At 63.6% G+C, this 20827-nt stretch carries 17 protein-coding genes; 3 read left to right on the top strand and 14 right to left on the bottom strand.

Going from position 1 to position 20827, the window contains the following annotated elements; genetic code table 11:
- Positions 1–31: 31 nt before the first annotated feature.
- Positions 32–712 carry a TetR/AcrR family transcriptional regulator gene (locus tag LPJ38_RS12085; protein ID WP_145632688.1) on the bottom strand — a complete coding sequence of 227 codons (681 nt, stop codon included), beginning with the start codon at positions 710–712 and terminating at the stop codon, positions 32–34.
- Positions 713–1159: 447 nt separating this feature from the next.
- Between LPJ38_RS12085 and LPJ38_RS12080 the strand changes: the two genes are divergently transcribed.
- Entirely contained in the window at positions 1160–1987 is an 828-nt protein-coding gene (locus LPJ38_RS12080; protein ID WP_145632691.1) for a hypothetical protein, read from the top strand.
- 106 nt (positions 1988–2093) lie between these two features.
- On the opposite strand, the gene LPJ38_RS12075 is transcribed toward LPJ38_RS12080, so the two are convergent.
- Entirely contained in the window at positions 2094–2258 is a 165-nt protein-coding gene (locus tag LPJ38_RS12075) for a Flp family type IVb pilin (RefSeq protein ID WP_145632694.1), read from the bottom strand.
- Positions 2259–2643: 385 nt separating this feature from the next.
- Between LPJ38_RS12075 and LPJ38_RS12070 the strand changes: the two genes are divergently transcribed.
- Positions 2644–4134 carry a hypothetical protein gene (locus tag LPJ38_RS12070; RefSeq protein ID WP_145632697.1) on the top strand — a complete coding sequence of 497 codons (1491 nt, stop codon included), beginning with the start codon at positions 2644–2646 and terminating at the stop codon, positions 4132–4134.
- An 87-nt stretch (positions 4135–4221) separates the two neighbouring features.
- On the opposite strand, the gene LPJ38_RS12065 is transcribed toward LPJ38_RS12070, so the two are convergent.
- Both LPJ38_RS12065 and LPJ38_RS12060 read right to left on the bottom strand, forming a co-directional pair.
- Positions 4222–5175, bottom strand: a complete 954-nt coding sequence (locus LPJ38_RS12065; RefSeq protein ID WP_145633282.1) for an ABC transporter substrate-binding protein — start codon at positions 5173–5175, stop codon at positions 4222–4224.
- Between the two features lie 171 nt (positions 5176–5346).
- A complete protein-coding gene (locus LPJ38_RS12060) occupies positions 5347–7074 on the bottom strand; it encodes a cache domain-containing protein (RefSeq protein ID WP_145632700.1) in 1728 nt (575 codons plus the stop codon).
- 167 nt (positions 7075–7241) lie between these two features.
- Here LPJ38_RS12060 and LPJ38_RS12055 point away from each other — a divergent pair, with 167 nt between their 5' ends.
- The gene (locus LPJ38_RS12055) at positions 7242–8105 is read left to right on the top strand and encodes an alpha/beta fold hydrolase (protein WP_145632703.1); all 864 of its coding nucleotides are present in this window, start codon (positions 7242–7244) and stop codon (positions 8103–8105) included.
- Positions 8106–8365: 260 nt separating this feature from the next.
- Here LPJ38_RS12055 and ftsH read toward each other — a convergent pair whose 3' ends face one another.
- From ftsH to tolQ, 10 genes are all read right to left on the bottom strand, one after another.
- The gene (ftsH, locus tag LPJ38_RS12050; protein ID WP_061880851.1) at positions 8366–10288 is read right to left on the bottom strand and encodes an ATP-dependent zinc metalloprotease FtsH; all 1923 of its coding nucleotides are present in this window, start codon (positions 10286–10288) and stop codon (positions 8366–8368) included.
- A gap of 276 nt (positions 10289–10564) precedes the next feature.
- Positions 10565–11620 carry a tRNA lysidine(34) synthetase TilS gene (gene tilS, locus LPJ38_RS12045; protein ID WP_145632706.1) on the bottom strand — a complete coding sequence of 352 codons (1056 nt, stop codon included), beginning with the start codon at positions 11618–11620 and terminating at the stop codon, positions 10565–10567.
- 81 nt (positions 11621–11701) lie between these two features.
- Positions 11702–12781 carry a tol-pal system protein YbgF gene (ybgF, locus tag LPJ38_RS12040; protein WP_167520443.1) on the bottom strand — a complete coding sequence of 360 codons (1080 nt, stop codon included), beginning with the start codon at positions 12779–12781 and terminating at the stop codon, positions 11702–11704.
- Positions 12782–12986: 205 nt separating this feature from the next.
- Entirely contained in the window at positions 12987–13475 is a 489-nt protein-coding gene (gene pal, locus LPJ38_RS12035; protein WP_035704649.1) for a peptidoglycan-associated lipoprotein Pal, read from the bottom strand.
- 280 nt (positions 13476–13755) lie between these two features.
- On the bottom strand, positions 13756–14481 hold the full coding sequence (locus LPJ38_RS12030) for an N-acyl amino acid synthase FeeM domain-containing protein (protein ID WP_145632712.1): 726 nt from the start codon (positions 14479–14481) through the stop codon (positions 13756–13758).
- A gap of 157 nt (positions 14482–14638) precedes the next feature.
- Positions 14639–16969 carry a putative bifunctional diguanylate cyclase/phosphodiesterase gene (locus LPJ38_RS12025; protein ID WP_145632714.1) on the bottom strand — a complete coding sequence of 777 codons (2331 nt, stop codon included), beginning with the start codon at positions 16967–16969 and terminating at the stop codon, positions 14639–14641.
- 239 nt (positions 16970–17208) lie between these two features.
- Positions 17209–18573 (bottom strand): Tol-Pal system beta propeller repeat protein TolB, encoded by a 1365-nt coding sequence (tolB, locus tag LPJ38_RS12020; protein WP_208750535.1) that lies wholly within the window; start codon positions 18571–18573, stop codon positions 17209–17211.
- A 23-nt stretch (positions 18574–18596) separates the two neighbouring features.
- Entirely contained in the window at positions 18597–19556 is a 960-nt protein-coding gene (locus LPJ38_RS12015) for a protein TolA (RefSeq protein WP_145632717.1), read from the bottom strand.
- Between the two features lie 3 nt (positions 19557–19559).
- A complete protein-coding gene (tolR, locus tag LPJ38_RS12010) occupies positions 19560–20009 on the bottom strand; it encodes a protein TolR (RefSeq protein ID WP_008546340.1) in 450 nt (149 codons plus the stop codon).
- A gap of 43 nt (positions 20010–20052) precedes the next feature.
- A complete protein-coding gene (tolQ, locus tag LPJ38_RS12005) occupies positions 20053–20769 on the bottom strand; it encodes a protein TolQ (protein WP_145633288.1) in 717 nt (238 codons plus the stop codon).
- Between the last annotated feature and the right edge of the window lie 58 nt (positions 20770–20827).

Genomic DNA, 20827 nt, shown 5'->3' with positions numbered 1-20827 from the left:
ATCAAGCCGCCGATCCGCTTCGCGCGGCGATCTACGCCCCGACCAGCGCCTTGGTGGTCGGCAACAGCGTCTGCTGCACCACCAGGCCCCTGGCGCGAGCGTCCATGACGCCGACGGCACGCAGCGCCAGCAGCGTCACGGTCTGCACCGCATCGCGCATCTTGACGGGATCATCGAGATTGTCGGGCGCGAGCGGTCCGACCAGCGCCTCATGCAGGGCGCCGAGCAGCGCGGTGGCGGCGAGCGCGGTATCCTGCGCCGGCAAATGACCCGCGCGCACGGCGGCATCGATCCGCGCGGCGATCTCGCCCGCGATCTCGCGCCGGCTGGCAAGGCGGGAGGCGCTGACATCGACATCGACCGGCTCGGCCAGGATGCCCCAGGCCAGCCGGCGCTGCGACAGCGTATGGACCGCCACGGTGGTGACGGCGGCCGCCAGAGCCGAGGACGGCCCTGGCGCGGCGTCGGCCGCCCGCCGGATCGCCGCGAGCTCATCGCGCGAGACCTCGGCAATGAGCTCGGAGATCAGCTCGGCCTTGGAGGGGAAGTAACGATAGACCGTTCCGGCCGCGACACTGGCCCGGACCGCGACCGGCGCAATCTGCACCGCCGCCATCCCGCCTTCCGCCGCTGCCTCCCGCGCCGCCGCCAATATCGCACTGCGCCGGGCCGCAAGGCGCTTCACCACTTGATGCGTCCGCCGATAAACCATGGCGCGCTTCCTGTCCCACCCACGCCAGCCGCACGCCCTGCGGCCGAACGCTTCGTCACGTCGAAAGATGCAAATCGCCCCGCAAGGACTGAACAACTATTCAGGGGGGATGACAAGATGGAAATGCGTGGGGCGCCATTGCGAGCGGGCTGGAGCGTCGAAACTCTGTCGGCGGCATCTTGCCGAAGCCACCTTCAGAATGGTCGCAAGGCCACACGAGCAAGGCGGGATCAACGTCATCTTTATCGTCCGATCACTTGCAGCGAACCGCCCGCAAGACCGAATGGGCATTCTTCGGCGTCCGGACTGCCAATTCACATCAGATTTGGATCTTCGCCATCTGCTCGTGAAACGCAGCCTCAGGATGCGTTACGATAAGTTACTCTTATGGGTTTATTTACACAATTCGCAGCCGGACGTTGACGCGAGTCGGTGCGCAGTGTGCTGATGGCGTCGACCTTCGACGCCAAGCCACGTCAAAAAGTTCGAGGGGCTTTCCGGCGCTGCCAAGCCACGGCGGAAAGTCTCATGCAGGAAGGAGCGCGCGACATGAATCGGTTTTGGGGTCTCGCCCTCGTTCTCTTCCTGACGCTGGCGGCAGGTCACGCGGCAGCCGCTGAACTGTTCTCGGTGCGGTGCGAAGGTGGCGCACCCGCCCGCCCCTACTTTGCGACGATCGACGTCGATGCCAAGACTGTTGTCTTAGAAACGCCGCCTATAAACATCGAAACAAATTTCGGCATCAATGCCCATTCGGGAGAGATCGTTTCCGCAAACGATGGCAAGATCGAATTCATGCTGCGCGTCTATCCAGGCAAGATCGACCTGATCTTTGATCGCATTAAGAAGACGATGACGTGGCCAGGATTTGATGACCCCACTTTCCGGCCAACATTAACCCATCAGTGCAGCATCACGCCTCCGCGAAGCATTTTAAGATTCCGGGTTCGCGATCCCATTCAGCACCCAATCTCCGTCCGCTGTGAAGACGCCGGATACATGTACTTCACGATGGATGTCGCTTCAAAACAAGCACTCTTCGAGCGTGGCCAGGAAGCAAGGGGGTTTCGCGGTGAGGTCACTGATGCGAGCCAGGATGAGGTCACGTTATTGATGAATTTCGACGTTCCCCGCCGCATCGTATGGAACCGAATAAGCAAGACCATCACGATTGAAAGCATCGCGGGCGATGCAGCGCGACCCCGGACCGTCATGCACTGTGAGGAAGTGCCGGGCCGAACAATGATAGAAATTTATAGAGACCCACAGCGGTAAGAGCCGCCTCTCGCCCTTGGAGAGAGACCGCCAGCCAAGGCACTCAGCCCAAAAGAAAAGAGCCCCGTCGGGGACGGGGCTCTCGAAATTCTCTGGTCGTCCGGTCTTACTTCAGGCTGGACGAGATCGAGCCGAACTTGGTGTTCATCGTGCTGCCGAGGTTGTTGACGACGGTGATGATCGCGAGCGCGATACCGGCGGCGATCAGGCCGTATTCGATGGCGGTGGCGCCGGATTCGTCCTTCACGAAACGCGAAACGAGGTTCTTCATAGACTGCTCCAAGGAGTAAACGGGGCTACAAAATGGTCTGGTCTTCTCGGCTTCCCAGCACCGCCCGACCATGAAACGAACGTAGAGGCAAAGAATTTCGCCGCAGTTAATTCGGCTGCGTAAACAGGGAGCGGTTTGCACGTATTCGCCGATGGTAAACCGAAATTGAAAACAATCGGTTAAATCGTCGAAACCTGAGGGCTGCCGAAAGCTGCCGGTTTACTCGAAGTTATGTCCGGCCATGCTCCAATGCGGCCCGCCCGGACTGACGCGCGATGATGTTCAACGCGTTCCGGCTCATCGTTCGAGCATGATGTTCCGGAAAGCCGCACCACGCTTCTCCGGATCAAGCTCGGCGGGCAAGAACAACAGGACGACGAGGCGGATGTCCCTTTCCTTTGCCAACAGCATTGCGGTGCAGAGCCGCGCCCGCACCATGGTGCCGCTATGCGTCGGTGCCGGCGCCTATCTCTTCTTCCTCTTCGTAGGCGACACCCTGCTTCAGGACTCCGACTCGTTCTGGCAGATCAAGATCGGGCAATGGATCCTCGACCACGGCACCATGCCCACCACCGATCTCTATTCCTTCACGCGGACCGGCGCGCCATGGATCTCGACGTCGTGGCTGTCGCAGGTGATGTTCGCGTTCTCCTACGCGCAATGGGACTGGGCCGGGCCCGTGATCCTCACCGCGATCGGGGTCGCGCTATCGGTCGCGATCCTGGTCCATCTGCTCGACGCGCAGATCGAGGCTCCGCGCGCGGTGCTGTTCGCAATGCTGGCGCTGCTGCTCGCGCTGCATCACGTGCTGGCGCGTCCGCACATCCTGGCGCTGCCCGTGATGGTGGCGTGGGTCGGCCTCCTGATGGCGGCCGCGGACCGCAGGAACGCGCCGTCCTGGGCCTGGCTGCCGCTGATGGCGCTGTGGGCGAATCTGCACGGCGGCTTCGTGCTGGGCCTCGCGCTGATCGGGCCGATCTCGCTCGAAGCGGTCGAGCATGCCGAGAAGGGAAAACGGCTTCAGCTGTTCCTGCGCTGGGTGCTGTTCGGCATCGGCGCGCTGGTCGCGAGCTGCTGCACGCCTTACGGCTGGAAGACGCTGATGGGCGCGACCGGCATCCTCGGCCTCGGTGAGCTGCTGTCGGTGATCTTCGAATGGATGCCGGCGAACTTCGCCACCTTCACTGCGTTCGAAGGCGCGCTGCTCGGCCTGATCGCGCTCGGTTACTACCGCGGCCTCGTGCTCTCGGCACCAAGGATCTTCCTGATCCTGTTCCTGACCTGGAGCGCGCTGACCCACGTCCGCAGCATCGATGCCTTCGCCTTCCTGGTGCCGCTGGTGCTGGCCAAGCCGCTCGGCGAGATGTTCGGCCGCCCGCCTGCGGACGCCGCCGGCGCTGACCGCCGGCCGGCCCGCTACCTCACCGTGCTCGGCGCGTTGATGATCGTGGCGGCGAGCTGGACCTCGACCTCGCTCTACATGAACCACCACCGCTTCACCTTCACGATGACGCAGACGCCGGTCGCGGCGGTCGACCTGCTCGAGAAGCTTGGGGCGCAACGCATCTTCAACGCCTATCAATTCGGCGGCTATCTGATCTCGCGTGACGTCCCCGTGTTCGTCGACGGCCGCGCCGAGCTCTATGGCGAGAAGTTCGTCATGGACTTCTTCAAGGCGACCGAGGGCAAGAAGCCCGAGCTGCTGCCGCGCCTGCTCGACGAATACAAGATCGACGCGACGCTCCTGGTCGCCGAGGCGCCGGGTCCGCAGATCCTCGACCAGCTCAAGGGCTGGAAGCGCATCTATGCGGACGGCATCGCGGTGATCCATGTGCGGGAGAACGCGAACGGCGCGGCGACGACAGCGTCGAAGTGAGGCGCGGCTTATCCTCTCAAAGGCGATGTTCGCCTGGAGATGTGAGGCGGACTTGAGCACGCTCTCCGACCGCTTGTGAAGCGCAGTTTACTCGAGCACCTCATCTGCGCCGGCAACGAATGCGGAGGAGAACGGGTGACCTAGCAGTTTGGCTGCCTTCAAGTTGATCACGAGCTCCACCTTGGTCACGAGCTGGACGGGAAGATCAGAAGGCTTCTCGCCCGACAGGATCCGGCCGGCATAGATTCCCGCGCGCCGGTGCGACTGCATGAAATCTCCGCCATAGCTCATCAAGCCTCCCGCAATGGGGAAGTCCCGGGTCTGCGTGATCGCGGGCACGCGATACTTCATCGCGAGAGCAGCCAACCGGGAGCTGCGAAAGGCAAAATAGGGGTCGGAGGTGAACACAAGTCCACCTGCCCCGTCACTGGTCGCGGCAGCGAACACAGATTCGAATTCATCTTCCTTGCTTGCACCCAAAACTTCCAATCGAACACCCAGCGTGGCTGCAGCTGCGTGAAGCTTCTGCAATTGTGACTGTGCGGTCGGGCTTGTCGGGTTGACGACAACCATCAGTTTCGTCGCCGTGGGTACCAGGTCGCGCATGAATTCAAGGCGCTTTGGCGAAACGTCGACACTCAGGCTCGAAACCCCCGTGATGTTTCCGCCCGGCCGCGACAGGCTGTCGACCACGTGGAGCTGGACGGGGTCGCCTCCCATCTCGAAAACGATCGGCTTGGTCGCGCTCGCAGCTTTCGCGGCAAGTGCGACGGGAGCGCCGCCAGGCGCCACGAGGACATCCACATTGCGGGCAACCAGATCGGCTGCCAAGGCAGGTAACCGGGAATATTGTCCGTCGGCCCATTGGAATTCGATCTTTACATTGCGGCCCTCGACGAAGCCGGCTTCTCCCAGTCCCTGGTGGAAAGCCTGAAGTCGGCTGGCAAATAGCTCGGGCGACTCCGGACAGAGATAGCCAATGATCGGCATGGAGGGCTTCTGCGCATGCGATCTGGTCGTTGACATCGCGACGCCTGCCATCAAGAGCAGGACATCGCGCCGCTTGACGCGACGTCGCAGCATTACCGCTCGAGAGTTGGCGCGCCTCATGGTCTACGAACCCGCTGCCGTCAGCCGATTGGCAGAGCATAGCCCCGAACGCTCGAGCAGTCCCCAACTGGATGACCTTGGCGACCCGGTCGTCAGCCTCTATCAGAGAGAGTGGAAGGATATCCCGAAGACCGGAATGGCTTCGTCAAATCCCTTGATTTTGCGCCCGCCAAGCTCCTCAACGGGCCGCTTGCCCTTGACGTCGGCGGCGACCTTGGCGTCGATCAGAATTTCCTTGTCTGCGGCAGATGCGCACAGTCGGGCCGCGAGATTCACGACGCTGCCAATGGCGGTGTAATCGAGCCGATCCTTGTAGCCGATCCGGCCGACCGTCGCGGGGCCGCTGGCAAGACCAATTCCGAAACCAACGTGGTAGCCACGGGATCGCCAGCCGGCGATGAGGGCTTGCACGTTCTTCTGCATGTCGACCGCGAGATCGATGGCTCTCAGAGCAGGCTCTTCGATCGGGACGGGAGCGTTCACCAGAACCATCAGCCCGTCTCCAGAGAAGTTGACCAGCGTTGCCTCGAATTTCGCGATGACCCCGCCAAGGCTCTCATAATATTCCGACAGGACACCCATGACCTCTTCAGGCGTAGCTCCTGCTGAAAACGCGGTGAAACCTCTCAAATCGCAGAAGACAACGACGACTTCCGTACGGCGGCCGTCCAGCACACTGTCGTCGCCGGCTCGATCGACGAGATCGGCGACCTGAGGGGCAAGAAAACGCCTGAGCCTGGCTATGCGCTCCTGGTGCTGCTGCGCCAGCTCCAACTCGGAAGCCATTCTGTTGAAACTATCTGCAAGGCGCTGAAACTCGTCCCCGGTGTGTATTGAGATGCGGTGGTCAAACGACCCGGCACCAATCTTCTCCGTGCCCTTCTCGAGCAATTTGATTGGCTCCGTCATCCGGTCCGCCAATGCATAGGCCAGAATCCCCGCGAGTAGGCTGCTTATTGTGAGAAGCATTGCTGTCCGCCACAGTGCGGCATAGATCGGCGCGTAGGCTTCGGATAGCGGCTGCTCGACCACGACTGTCCAATCGGTGCCCTGTACGGGAGCCGCGCTAGCAGCGACATAGTGTCCTTGCGCATCCCGGCTCGTAGCGAAACCTCGTCCCGGCCCTATCGCGTCCCGCACGGCCCGGAAACGTTTGGAGGTTGCTTCTTCCGCCCCGCGCAGAACGAGGCTGATGTCTGGGTGGGCGATCAGGCGGCCTGATCCGTCCAGGATGAAGGCGTAGCCGGTTTTTCCAAACTTGATCGCCGAGACCACGTCCCAAATCAGCTTGAGGTTGACTTCGGCCACGACGGCGCCGGCAGCCGGCCGGTTGCCGACGGTCGCAACGGTCAGGTACGGCTCGGAGCCTCTGTTGTAGCTGACGTCGCTGAACCAGATCTGAGTTGCGCGGGCACCAACCAAGGCGGGATCGGCTGATCGGTCCGCGCGGCTCTCAATTCGATTGAGGCCGATCCGCGAGACGTACAGACGCTCCAGACCATTGCCGTCGAGGAGCGTGAGACTGGCGATGGCAGGCGCCTGTCGAAGCAAGCGCAACGCGTCGGTTCGCCGGCGTTCATCGGGCTCCTCGGTCCACGGAAGCTGGACCAGCCAGCCCAGCTGAGTTGTGATCCCGTGGATGAAATCGTGGATTTCCGCGGCCGCTGATGCCGACTGGAGACCAAGCCACTGGTCGAGCCTCGCGCGCTGATCGCGATAGCCGAACCACCCTTCGATAACGCCATTAAAAGCCAGCGGGGTTGCGACAGCCACGAAAAGCGCGAGCAAGTATTTATGAAAGAGGCTGCGAAACCGATCTCGAGGAATCATGATTCGGTCTCCTGGACAATCACTATAGATACTATGGCTTAGAATAACATGTCGCTCCGCCCGCGCGGCAAATGGAGATCAAGAGGCTTCTCGTAGCGGACTATGTCGCGACGCGACGCACCCGCCTCGCCATGCGGTAATATCCAGGGGTCGAACAGGAGGGTCTCATGCGGGTTCGCAATCTCGTCATCGCGCTTGCCGTGATGGTCTCGATGGGCACGCTGCACGCGGCGCCGCGATGGCTGAGCCTGCCGCCGACGCCGGCTTTGCCCAAGGCCGCCCAGAGCGGATTGGCGCCCATCAATGGAGTCAAGATCTGGTACGCGGTGTTCGGCCGTGGACAACCGGTGCTATTGCTGCATGGTGGTCTTGCCAACGCCAATTATTGGGGCCACCAGGTCCGCGCGCTGCAACGGCATTATCAGGTCATCGTCATGGAAAGCCGCGGCCATGGGCGCAGCAGCCGCAACCAGGAGCCCTACAGCTACGATCTGATGGCCTCGGACGTGATTGGGCTGCTCGATCATCTCAAGATCAGCAAGGCTGCGATCGTGGGCTGGAGCGACGGCGCGATCATCGGCCTCGACATCGCGATGAAGCATCCAGAGCGAGTGAGCAGGCTGTTCGCCTTCGCGGCGAACTCGGATCCGTCGGGTGTTGCGGACATCGCGACGAGCGACGTGTTCAACGCCTACATCGCCAGGGCCGGCGAGGAGTATAAGCGCCTCTCACCGACCCCGACCGAATACAAGAGCTTCGTCGCCGACATCACCAAGATGTGGGAGAGCCAGCCGAAATGGACCGCGTCCGACCTCGCGACGATCAAGGTCCCGACCTGGATCGTCGATGGCGATCATGACGAAGCGATCAAGCGCGAGAACACCGAATTCATGGCGGCGAACATTCCGGCGGCCGGCCTCTTGATCCAGCCCGAGGTCAGCCACTTCTCGTTTTTGCAGGACCCCGAGCAGTTCAATGAGGATGTGCTGCGTTTTCTTGAGCGCCAGATGCCAGCAGCATCGGCGAAATGAGGCATCGTAGGGGAACGGCGCTTTGCGTAATTGAGCATCGTGCCTTCCTCTCGTGGCCCGGACGCGCTGCAACGCGCCAGCGTTGCTGTGCAGAGCCGGGAGCCAGAAGGCCGCACACCCCCCGCTGCTGCATGGGCCCCGGCTCTGCATTGCACCACGTCGCAAGGGCGACGCGCACGAGAGCATTGAGCACAATGCGATCAGCCCACAAAAAACGCGGCGTTGCCGCCGCGTTTTCAATTTGACCTGCCGCGTGGAGCTTACGCCTGCGGCTGGGGCTCCAGGCCGGGATCCGGGTCGGGACGCGGGCGCGACTTGCCGGCGGGGGGCACGGCGGAGGCGCGCGGGGTGGTCGGCTCGAGCACGGACTCGCGGTTCGGCTTCTTGCCCTTGAGGAGGTCGACGATCTCGTCGCCGGTCAGCGTCTCGAACTCGAGCAGGCCCTTGGCCAGCGCCTCGAGGTCGGCGTGCTTCTCGGTGAGGATGCGGGTCGCTTCCTTGTAGCCTTCCTCGACCAGGCGCTTGATCTCGGAGTCGATCTTCTGGACGGTGGCTTCGGAGGCGTTCTGCGTGCGCGACACCGACATGCCCAGAAACACCTCGTCCTGGTTCTCGCCATAGGAGACGGTGCCGAGCTCTTCCGACAGGCCCCAGCGCGTCACCATCATGCGGGCAAGGCGCGTGGCCTGCTCGATGTCGGAAGCGGCACCCGAGGTCACCTTCTCGCGGCCGAAGATCAGCTCTTCGGCGACGCGGCCACCCATCATGATGGCAAGGCGCGAGGTCATCTGCTCCAGCGACATCGACAGCTTGTCGCGCTCCGGCAGCTGCATGACCATGCCGAGCGCGCGGCCGCGCGGGATGATGGTCGCCTTGTGGATCGGATCGGTCGCAGGCACGTTGAGGCCGACGATGGCGTGACCGCCCTCGTGATAGGCCGTGAGCAGCTTCTCTTCCTCGGTCATGACGAGCGACTTGCGCTCGGCGCCCATCATCACCTTGTCCTTGGCTTCCTCGAACTCGGCCTGCGTCACCATCCGCTTGTTGCGACGGGCGGCGGTGAGTGCAGCCTCGTTGACGAGGTTCATCAGGTCGGCGCCGGAGAAGCCGGGCGTGCCGCGCGCGATGGTCTTGAGGTTGATATCCGGCGCCAACGGCACCTTGCGGACATGAACCTTCAGGATCTGCTCGCGGCCGACGACGTCGGGATTGGGCACCACGACCTGGCGGTCGAAGCGGCCCGGACGCAGCAGCGCGGGATCGAGCACGTCGGGGCGGTTGGTGGCGGCGATCAGGATCACGCCCTCGTTGGCCTCGAAGCCATCCATCTCAACCAGCAGCTGGTTGAGGGTCTGCTCGCGTTCGTCATTGCCGCCGCCGAGGCCGGCGCCACGGTGACGACCGACGGCGTCGATTTCGTCGATGAAGATGATGCAAGGCGCGTTCTTCTTGGCCTGCTCGAACATGTCACGGACGCGGCTCGCGCCGACGCCGACGAACATCTCGACGAAGTCAGAGCCCGAAATGGTGAAGAACGGCACGTTGGCTTCGCCCGCGACCGCACGCGCGATCAGGGTCTTACCGGTGCCGGGAGGTCCGACCAGCAGCACGCCGCGTGGAATGCGGCCGCCGAGGCGCTGGAACTTGCCGGGGTCGCGGAGAAATTCGACGATCTCCTGCAGGTCCTGCTTGGCCTCGTCGACGCCGGCGACATCCTCGAAGGTGACGCGGCCGTGGGCCTCCGTCAGCATCTTGGCGCGCGACTTGCCAAAACCCATCGCCTTGCCGGCGCCGCCCTGCATCTGCCGCGACAGGAAGATCCAGACGCCGATCAGGGCAATGAAGGGCAACCAGGAGACCAGCAGCGAGACGAACCACGGCACGTTGTCGCCGGGCGGCTTCGCGGTGATCTGCACCTTGCTGTCATAGAGGCGCTTCACCAGCGTCGGGTCGTTCGGCGCATAGGTCTGGAAGCTCGAGCCGTTGGTGAAGGTGCCGTGGATGTCCGGCCCCTGGATCACGACGTCGCGCACATTGCCGCGGTCAACTTCGCTCAAGAGCTGGGAGAAGGCGATGTCCTGCGAGGAGGCGCGCTGACCCGGATTCTGGAAGAGCGTGAACAACGCCAAAAGCAGCAAGACAATGATGACCCAGAGGGCGAAATTGCGCAGATTGGCGTTCATCGATCTTCCTTCGTGGTCGCGCGGATCGCGGCCTGATCCTTGGGCAAGTTGATTGGCTCAGTGCGAGGAAATCCCAAGGAATCCTCATCGTTAGACGCATACAATTTAGGTGCCGCCCCGGTCGCTGCCAAGGGAACGAGATGGGACTATTTATCCCATCTTACCGCGATTCCCGCTGAAATAATGGCGCCGAAACCGGGGTTTCTCCTGCCTGGTTAAGGTGGCCTGACGGCGCGGATTCGAATTGGCCGGTGTCATGATCCGCCCGTTTCGCGCTTATCTGCCTTTGCGCCGGCGGGCCGGCGCCGGCGCAATCTGGATACGCCCGCCGGCCAGGCTGATCAAGGCTCCCGCGAGGGTCTGCTTCAGGACCGGCCGGCCATTTGCGGCCGCTCCGGGACCGGCCATCGCCCGGTCGAGCGTAGACATCAGGTTTTCGACCTTGCCGAGTTCCGCGGGCCCCTCGTGCCCGAGCGCGTCGATGGCCCGCAGCAGCAGCCGCAAGCGAACCTCCTCCGGCAGAGCGGCAAAAGCCGAGGCCTCGAAGCTTCGAATCCCCACCTGCGGCGCAACGTCGCGATCCCGCAAGCGCAAGAAGCGCTCGGCGCCATCGGCCAGCACCTCGACCGCTGCATTGGCGCGCGCCAGCCTTGCCGCGAGCCGCACCAGCGTGCGGGCATCGCCGCCCTCGGCTGCGAGCAGCGGCAGCAGCGCGCGCAACCGCGGCCGGGTGAAGGCGGTGTCGCGGTTGGTGGGGTCGTCGGCAAAGCCGAGCTTCGCCCGCTTCAGCGTCGCGATCAGTTGCGCCTTGGGAACATCGAGCAGCGGCCGCGCCAGCACGATGCCGTCGCGCTGGCTGACGCCGGCCATCGCCGACAGCCCGCCAAGCCCGCTGCCCCTGAGCATGCGCATCAACACGGTCTCGGCCTGGTCGTCCCGGGTGTGCGCGGTCAGCACGTGGCTGGCGCCCACGGCCCGCGCGGCTTGGGCGAGCAGGCGGTAGCGGGCCTCGCGGGCTGCGGCGGGAAGCCCGGTCTTCGGCTTTGCACCACGCCAGCGCAGGGTCCGGTGCGGCAGTCCGAGTTCAGTTGCCAGGCGCTTGACCTCGCGTGCCTCGCGGGCCGCTTCCGGGCGCAAGCCGTGATCGACGGTGACGACGGTGAGCTCAGGGCCGCGCGCAAGAGCGCGCCGCCAGCGCGCCGCGAGCCACATCAGCGCGACCGAGTCGGGCCCGCCGGAGACCGCGAGCACCAGCGCCGGCGCAGCCTTCAGGCCGGCGAAGAGCCGCCTCGCCTCGCGCGCGGAGATGGGTGAATTGTCGTCCTCTGACATGACGCGGCCCGGCATCAGCGGCGGATGGTCCGCGATGTTTAGCGCAGCACCATCCGCATTGTCAGGACCCGGACGCGGGCGTCAGCACTTCACCCGCTTCTGCTCGCGGTCGACCGCGGCTTTGACGCCGGCGGAGGCGCGCGGATATTTGCGGCCGATCTCGCCGAAGGCGGCGCAGGCGGCCTCCTTCTCCTTGAGGGCGGCGAGCGACTGGCCGAGCCGCAGCAGCGCGTCCGGCGCCTTGGCCGATTTCTCGTATTTGGTGGTGACGGCGAGGAAGGCTTCCGCGGAGTCGCGATATTGCTGGCGCTGGAAGTAGCTCTCGCCGAGCCAGTATTGCGCGTCGCCGAGCAGCGGATCGCTCGGGTATTTCTGCGCGAAATTCTTCATGGTCTGCTCGGCGAGCGCATAGTCCTTGCGCTGCATGTAGCCGATGCCGAGATCGAACTCGTCGCGCGGCGTCGCCGAGGGCGGCAGCGTCGTCAGGCCGGCGCCGCCGGACGGCGCGGGATAGCCGGATTGGGCCGGCGGATAGCCGGGCTGCGCGGCCGGAGGAGCAGCCTGCTGCTGATAGCGGGGGCTGGTGTTGGCGAGATCGAGCGGCTCGCCGGCGCCGCGGCCGCCGGGCGCGCCAATGGGGGCTCCCGCCGACATCGGCTGCTGGCCGCCGCCGAGCGCACGCGGCGCGCCAGGCGCGTTCGGGTTCTGGTTCGGATCGAAGGCATCACCGCGACGGCGCGTGCCGGGGGCGCCGGGCGCCGGCTGCTCCTGCACGATCGGCGCGGGCGCGGCGATCTGCGGCTGTTCGTAGTTCGGCTGCACGGCCTGCTGTTGCGGCTGCTGCTGACGATAACCCGGGGCGACTTGGCCTGGCCCGATCTGGGCGGGTGGCATCGCCGCGACGCTGGGCGCCTGTCCGGGCGCGGCTTGTGCACCGCCTTCGAGCGCCCGCAGCCGCTCTTCGAGCTGGCGATTGCGATATTGCAGCTCTTCGTTCTGGCCGGTGAGCTGGCGCAGCTGGTTCTCCAGCCGCTCGATCCGCATCTCGGGATCGGCATCATCGGACTGCGCAAAGATCGATTGCGCAAGCGCGGGCGAGCACAAGGACAGCAGCGCGGCGGTCGCCACGGTGCCGGTAAAGACCTTAAATCTGGATGACATCTTGCCCTGACGACAAAAGCGAAATGGCCTGCGACGGAACATTCGTGGCGCCACACATCGAAGTGGAGTACGCCAAAAATGTGACTGGTACCAAGGGGTTTCTGTCACAGAATGCTGAAACGAAACCGGCGCCCGAGAGGGCGCCGGCATAATCGGTTTGTGAAGATGAACGGCGGCTGACTGATCGTCAGGACCTGACTGAGCCTCAGGAGCTCGCGTTCAAGACGGTGACGGCGCGCCGGTTCTGCGACCAGCAGGAGATGTCGTTACAGACAGCGACCGGCCTCTCCTTGCCGTAGGAGATCGTGCGCATGCGGTTCGGATCGATGCCGCGCGAGGCGAGGAACGAACGCACCGACTGGGCTCTGCGAGCGCCGAGGGCGATGTTGTATTCGCGGGTGCCGCGCTCGTCGGCATGGCCTTCGATGGTGAAGCTGTAGCGCGGATAGGTCTGGAGCCACTGCGCCTGCTTCTCCAGGGTCACGATGGCCTGCGGGGTCAGATCGGTCTGGTCGCTTTCGAAGAACACGCGATCGCCGACGTTGACCACGAAGTCCTGCTGGCTGCCCGGCGTCGCCGCGTTGGCCATCGCATCCGTCGCAGCATTCTTGTTGGCGCAGGCGCCCATCGACAGCGCGACGGCAAGTACCGCGACCAGCTTCAATCCCTGGAGGATACGCATAGGATGTTTCATTCCGGAGCCTCCACGCTCGCGTTAGTCCACTGCTGTCCGGTCTACAGGGGGTTGGTTAAGCGAACGTTCCGTCAACCTTGACGGAACCTTGCCTCAGCCGCTCAAATGCCCCCAACCAGCGAAAAGCAAACGCCATGGTTAATGGGTTGTAAATGTGGCGCGAGGGTGAAGGCAAGTCGCATGGCCGGCAAAAACCCCGGCGTTTGCTGGAAATTTGGGCCGATCTCGTCTGCGTCGCCGGCCGCACGGGTCGGTTGGAGGCAAAATTGCGGGCCGACCTTCAGGCCTGCGCCGTACTTGCGACGAGCACCGGGCGCTGCACCGCGTTGCGCACGTTCGCACGGTCGAACAGCATGCGCCGCTCGAAGGCGCTCGAGCGCATGATCGGGAAGCGGGTCAGGACCCGCTCGCGCAGGCTGCGGAAATCGGAAGCCATCAAGGCGACCGGCTTCAGCACGTTCGGGAACGAACGCGGCTCCGTGATCGCCTCGTGCAGGAAGACCCGGCGGTAGAACGCCTGATGCTCCGCCCGGACCTGCGCGAGCCCGGTGTCCGCGTTGAAGTGGTCGCAAGCCAGATAGGCAAGGCGCAGGGTGACGTAGGGCAGCTCCGGAAACCGACGGGCCTGCTCCGGATCGGCAACGAAGCGCGCCGGATCGACGAAAACCTCGCCGCGGTCGAGACGGGGGTGAAGCACGTCGCCGAACAGCTCGGTCGCATAGGACATGCGCTGGTCCGACGTCAGGATGTGCAGGCGGACGGAGCTGCAGAGCTCGCCATCGACGTGTATCCCGAACGTCCAGGCGTTCGGCGCATCGTCATAGCGGTCGCTGACGCGACGCGTCTCGGACGGCAGGATCAATCCGCCGTGCAGATAAGCGCGATAGCGCATTTGATAGAGGCGGTCTTTGTCTTCCGGAGTTTCGATGAGCCTGTAGTCGACCCGATCAAAAATCCCTGCCCCCCGCATCAACAGCGGAGCGCGCGGCTCGGCCCGGGATTCCATCTGATACTCCACTCATCCAGCAACTTCCGCGAGTTTAAAACATTAACGCCTCCTTAACCGAATTGCAAAGGCTTGAATCGATTACGGTTAACCCCCCGTACGACTACGGTGGCGCTGCAAAGCGCAGCAAACGACGGGAAATCTCGAGACTGGAGAATCAGGCGAACGAGCGTGAGGAGAGCGCAACGACCTGACCGTCTTGCATCCGACGACCATGCGAGGCGTTGAGCAATTGGCGCACGCGCACCGCCGGCACCGGCCGGCTGAACAGATAGCCCTGTCCCTCGGTCACCGTGCCGTCGGCACTGATCAGTTCGAGCTGCTCGTTGGTCTCGATGCCCTCGACCACGACGGCCATGCCGAGATCCGCCGACAGCCGTGCTACGCCGCGCAGCAGCGTCAGCGGCCGGTCGGTATCGATGCCCTCCAGGAATGAGCGGTCGATCTTCACCTTCTGCATCGGGAAATTGTGCAGATAGCTGAGGCTGGAATAGCCGGTGCCGAAATCGTCGAGCGAGATGCGCACGCCGAGCGCATGCAATTGCGACAGTATGTCGTGCGTGAGCTGGGTGTTGCGCAGCAGCGATGATTCCGTGATCTCGATCTCCAGGCGGTGGGCCGGAAGCCCCGAGACCTCGAGCGCGTAGCGGATTTCGCTCAGCACGTCGCGCTGATGGAATTGCTGCGGCGAGAAATTCACGGCGACGCTGACGCCCTCCGGCCACTTCATGCATTCCATGCAGGCGCGGCGCAGGATCCAGCGGCCGAGATCGACGATCAGGCCCATGTCTTCGGCGACCGGGATGATGTCGACCGGCGAGACCGTGCCGCGCACCGGATGATTCCAGCGCAGCAGCGCCTCGCAGGTGGTGATCTTGCCGGACCTCAAATTGACCAGCGGCTGATAGAACAGCTCGAACTCCTCGTTGGCGAGCGCCTTGCGCAGGTCGAGCTCGAGGATGCGGCGGGCCTCGACGGTCGCCGCCATCTCGTCGCGGAAGAAGCAGAAGGTGCCGCGGCCGTCGGCCTTGGCGCGGTACAGCGCCATGTCGGCGTTCTTGAGCAGCGTGTCGGCGCTGGTGCCATCCGGCGCGGTCAGCGCGATGCCGACGCTGGCGCCGATCTCGACCAGATGATTGTCGATGCGATAGCGCTCGCTCAGCCGCTCGACGATGCGGCGGGCAAGGCTGGCGGCATCCTCGGGCGACGACAGGTTCTGCTGGAACACGACGAACTCGTCGCCGCCGAAACGGGCGACGAAATCCTCGGGGCGCAGCATCTCGCGCAGGCGGTTGGCGACCGCGCACAGGAGCTGGTCGCCGCAGGGATGGCCGAGCGTGTCGTTGACCTGCTTGAACTGGTCGAGATCGATGAACAGCAGCGCGGAGAGCTGCTCGGCGTGGTGCGCGCTCGCCAGCAGCCGCTCGATCTCGTCGCGGAAGCTGACGCGATTGGGCAGCGCCGTGAGCTCGTCGTAGCGGGCCAGATGGCTGATCTTCGCCTCGGCACTCTTGCGCTCGGTGATGTCCTCGAGCAGGAGGACAGCACCTCCGTCCGTCATGGGCTGAATGGTCCATGACAGCGTACGCCCGCGTGCGAGGTCGGGATCGGTCGTCACAATCTCCTTGTTCCGGAGCTCGCGGATGCCCTGCAGGATCAGATCACTACTGTCCTTCGAGATGGATTGGGTATCGACGCAGGCCGCCATGATGCGCGCCGCACTGGCGCCGCTCTTCACGAGATCGTCGGGCAAGCTCATCATCTCGCCGAAGCGATAGTTCATGACCGCGAGCTGACCGTCGACGTGGAACATGCAAAGGCCGTGCGGCATGTTGTTCAATGCGGTGTCGAACTGGCCGGCAAGCGCCGCTTCGCGCTCGCGCGCGGCCAGTGCGCGCATGAATATCCGGTGCAGATTGGCCGAGATGCCCATCAGCGAGAACAGGAACGCCGCGCTGACGATCGACATCGCCACGTAGAACGGCGTGCCGCGCAGCGCGAGGGCAATGACGATCGGAACGAAGACGAGGCTGACCTGGAGTTGGAAGATCCATTGCCGGCCATAGGCTCTGCCGGCGCCGCCCGCCGCGATTCCTGTGGTGACGGACAGCGCGATCATATGAGCCACGGCATCGTCGCTGGCCAACAGGGTCGTCGAGCACCACGTGCCGATCGCAGCCGCCTGAACCATCGCGCCGATCTGATAACGCTTCTGCCAGCGCGCTGCCCCTTCGGCCGTCAGCGCCGATTTGCGTTTCTGGTACAGATGCAGGTCGAACGCGCGGATGATGCCGGCGAAGACGAGACATCCGACGCAGGCCCAGATCAGGGGCTCTCCCGTCTTCAAGGCAGTGAGCGCCGCGCCGATGGAGACGAATACGAGGCCGGCCAGCAGCGGACGGGGAGCCTCGAACAGCGAATCGATCAGCGCCGCCGAAATCTTCGGCGATGCCTGCTCAGGTTCTTCGCTCTGGCTTGCGAACTGCATTTGTGTTTGTACGCGCGTCCTGTCTGGCGCGTACTTTTACTCAGGCCTGATGAAGCCTTTCTGAGGGAACATCGTTAAAGTCGAGTTGTTTTTCGGCAATGACGAACCCGTTTCCGCTTAGATTTCAAGCAACTAGGCAAGCCTTGCCGGGCACAAGGTGAAGAAAGGCTTGCCTTGCGCAGCGGATCCGAAAAAATCGGCGCATTTTTTCGACAACATCGCGCGTCTGAACGGGTGAACTATTGGCCTGCAGTCGAGGACAATAGCGGCGACCAGGCCGGGTCGGAGGCGAAGCCCGGCGTCGGCACCTTCAGCTCGTTGCGACCGGAGATGTCGACGCTGTACAGCGACGGGCCGCCATTGCCGCCGGGATCGCGGAAGAACATCAGCACGCGGCCGTTCGGCGAAAAGGTCGGCCCCTCGTTGTGGAAGCCGGAGGTGAGGATGCGCTCGCCGGAGCCGTCCGGCTTCATGACCCCGATCGCGAACTGTCCGCCGCCCTGCCTGGTGAAGGCGATGTAATCGCCCTTCGGCGACCACACCGGCGTCGAATAGCTGGCATTGGTGTCGTCCTTGGAGAAGGAGATGCGCTGCGCCTGCCCTCCGCCCGCCGCCATCACGTAGATCTGCGACCTGCCGCCGCGATCGGATTCGAAGCAGATGCGGGCGCCGTCCGGCGAGTAGGACGGCGACGTGTCGATCGCCGGCGTGTCGGTGAGGCGCGTGGTCGAGCGCGAGCGCAGATCCATCACGAACAGGTTGGAATTGCCGCCCTGCTGTAGGCTCATGATGACGCGCTGGCCGTCCGGCGAGAAGCGCGGCGCGAAAGTCATACCCGGAAAATTGCCTACGATCTCGCGCTGGCCGGTCTCGATGTTGAAAAGATAGACCTTCGGATCGCCCTGCCCGAACTCCATGTAGGTGATCTCTTGCGAGTTCGGCGAGAACCGCGGCGTCAGCACGAGGTCGGAGCCGCGCGTCAGATAGCGCACATTGGCGCCGTCCTGGTCCATCATCGCAAGCCGCTTGACGCGGCGCTCCTTTGGTCCGGTCTCGTCCACGAACACGACGCGGCTGTCGAAATAGCCCTTCTCGCCGGTCATCCGCTCGTAGATCTGGTCGGAGATGATGTGGGCTATGCGGCGCCAATATTCCGGCGAGGTGAAATATTGCTGTCCGGTGAGCTGCTGGCCACTGACCACGTCCCACAGGCGGAATTCTGCCTTGAGGCGACCGTCCGGCTGGCGCGTCATCCGGCCGGTGACGAGGGCCTGCGCGTTGATGGTTTTCCAGTTCTGGAACTGCGGCGCGACGTCGATGTTGCTGATGCGCTCGATGAAAGCGGCCTGGTCGATCGGGGCGAAAAGACCCGAACGCTTCAGATTGTTGGTGATGACCTGCGTGACACCGTTGCCGACGTCGCCGTCGGACGGCGAGCCCGGCACGAAGTTGCTGATCGCGATCGGGATCGGCTGGAATTCAGTTGGATTGATTTCAAGCCGTTTTTGCGCCTGGGCCACGGTACGTCCAGTCCCGAGCGTCGCGAGCGCGGATCCGGTCAGCGTCATGAAGCGGCGGCGGTTTATTGATCGAACGTCATTCATCGCAGAATTCTTTTGTTCGGATGTCACAACATATCCTTCAGGCCGAAGCGCATCGGAATGGTTTTCCAAGTGTCATACTGTTGCTTCGGCAGGAACGAATAGGCCTGACATTGCATGATGGCGCGCTTGCCACTGTCAGCCACCGCCTGTGCAATCGACCGCGACGGTCCCCTCACCGCGACGACGACCGGCTCCGATGCCAGCGTTCCATCGATCTTCATGTAAATATCAATGTCAGCTTCGTATTGATCGGCGTCCTGGCCGTTGTAGGTCGGCGTGAAACAGCGTTTGACCGCTGACAAAAACGCACCTTGCCAGGTTGCGACGTTGTTGGCCGCCGTCCCGGTCGCCGCCCCCAGCGAGGCCGACGCATTCAGTGCCGAACCCGTCTGCTCGTGCCGGGTCGCGGCGCGCTTGTCGAGATCACGCTGGATCTGCGCGGGATCGAAGGTGCGCTCCTTCGGCTTGGGCTGCTGCTGCGGCTGCACCGCCGCAACCTTCTGCTCCACGGGCTTGGGCGGCGGCTTCTTGGTGTCCAGCTTCTTCTGCAGCTCGGCGATCGGATCTTCCTTGGCCGGATCAGGCTTCTTTTCCTGCGGCTTCGGCTCTTCCTTCGGCTTGGCCTCGGCGACGGGCTTCGGCGGCTCGGGCTTCTTCTCGACCGGCTTCTCGACGGGTTTCGGCGGCGGCTCCGGCTGCGAGTTGGTCTTGATCAGCTCTTTCTTCTCCGTGACCTTGCCGACGGCGTCTTCCTCCGGCTTGGGCTCGGCGATCTTCTCGATCTTGGGCTTCAGTTCTTCCTTCTTGCCGGTCTTCTGTCCCGCCATCATCTTGGCGAGCTGATCCGAGGAGATGATGTCGACCGGCAGCGACTCTTCCGGCGCCACATAGGCCTTGCTGCTGAAGGTGACGAGCCCCCATCCCAGCACGAGGACATGGAGCACAATCGACGCAACGAGTGTCTTGTCGACGTTCACCTTCACGGCCTACCCCTGATCCGCTTCGGTGACGAGGGCAAGCTTCTTGAATCCTGCGCCGGACAACTGGCCCATCACCTTGGCCACCGTGCCGTAATCCGCCTTCTTGTCGGCGCGCAAATAGATGCGCTCCTCGAGCCCGCCGCGCGCGTCCGTGATCGCCTTGAGCTTCGGCACGAGGTCGTTGATGGCGATTTCGGCATCGTTGATGAACACTTTGCCCTTGATGTCGACCGACAGCTGGATCGGCTTCTGGTCGCTGTTTTCGATGCTCTTGGCCTGGGTCTGCGGCAGATCGAGCGGCACGCCGACCGTCAGCATCGGCGCCGACACCATGAAGATGATGAGCAGCACCAGCATCACGTCGACCATCGGCGTGACGTTGATCTCGGCCACGACGGGCTTGCGCCGGCCACGGCGCCCGCCGCCTCCGGATGAACTTGCGACGTTCATGCCCATGGTCTGGTGCCCAAATTGCCCTTCACACTATACATGCCGTCCGTCAGCCACGCTCATCGATCTGACGGGACAGGATGGCTGAAAATTCATCGGCGAAGCCCTCGAGCCGCTGGGCCTGCCGGTTCACCTCGGACGTGAACTTATTGTAGAAAATAGTGGCAGGAATGGCGGCGATAAGGCCGACGGCGGTCGCAAACAGCGCCTCCGCGATACCGGGCGCCACCACCGCCAGAGAGGTATTTTTCGACGCCGCGATCGACTGGAAGCTCGACATGATACCCCAGACCGTGCCGAACAGGCCGACGAAGGGGCCGGCGGAGCCGACGGTGGCGAGCACCAGCAGGCGGCGTTCCAGCCGCTCGACCTCGCGCGCGATCGAAACGTTCATCACCTTGTCGATGCGCATCTGCAGGCCCGCGACGGAGCGGGCATGGCTCTCGAACGAGCGCTTCCATTCGCGCATCGCCGCGACGAAGCATGCTGCCATGGAATGCGTCGGCTTGGCCGAGAGCGTGCGGTAAAGCTCCTCGATCGATTCGCCGGACCAGAAGGCCTGCTCGAAGCGGTCCATCGAGCGCCGCGTCCGCGCATAAAGGAAGATCTTGTCGATGGCGATGGCCCAGACCCAGACCGAACAGGACAGAAGTCCCAGCATCACCGCCTTCACGATCCAGTGAGCCTGCCAGAACAGCGCAATCAGCGACACGTCGGCGGAGGCAGCAACCGGAAGGGCTGACTGAGCCATGTCGGCCGGATTCATAAGCAGTATCCTCTCAAGGCGATCGTTACCTAATGTCCTTCGGCCAGCAAATCGGCCG

The organism is Bradyrhizobium daqingense (genome assembly GCF_021044685.1).
Classification (GTDB): Bacteria; Pseudomonadota; Alphaproteobacteria; order Rhizobiales; family Xanthobacteraceae; genus Bradyrhizobium; species Bradyrhizobium daqingense.
Note: the sequence above shows the minus strand (reverse complement) of the source record. Positions and strands in the feature narration are given on the sequence as shown.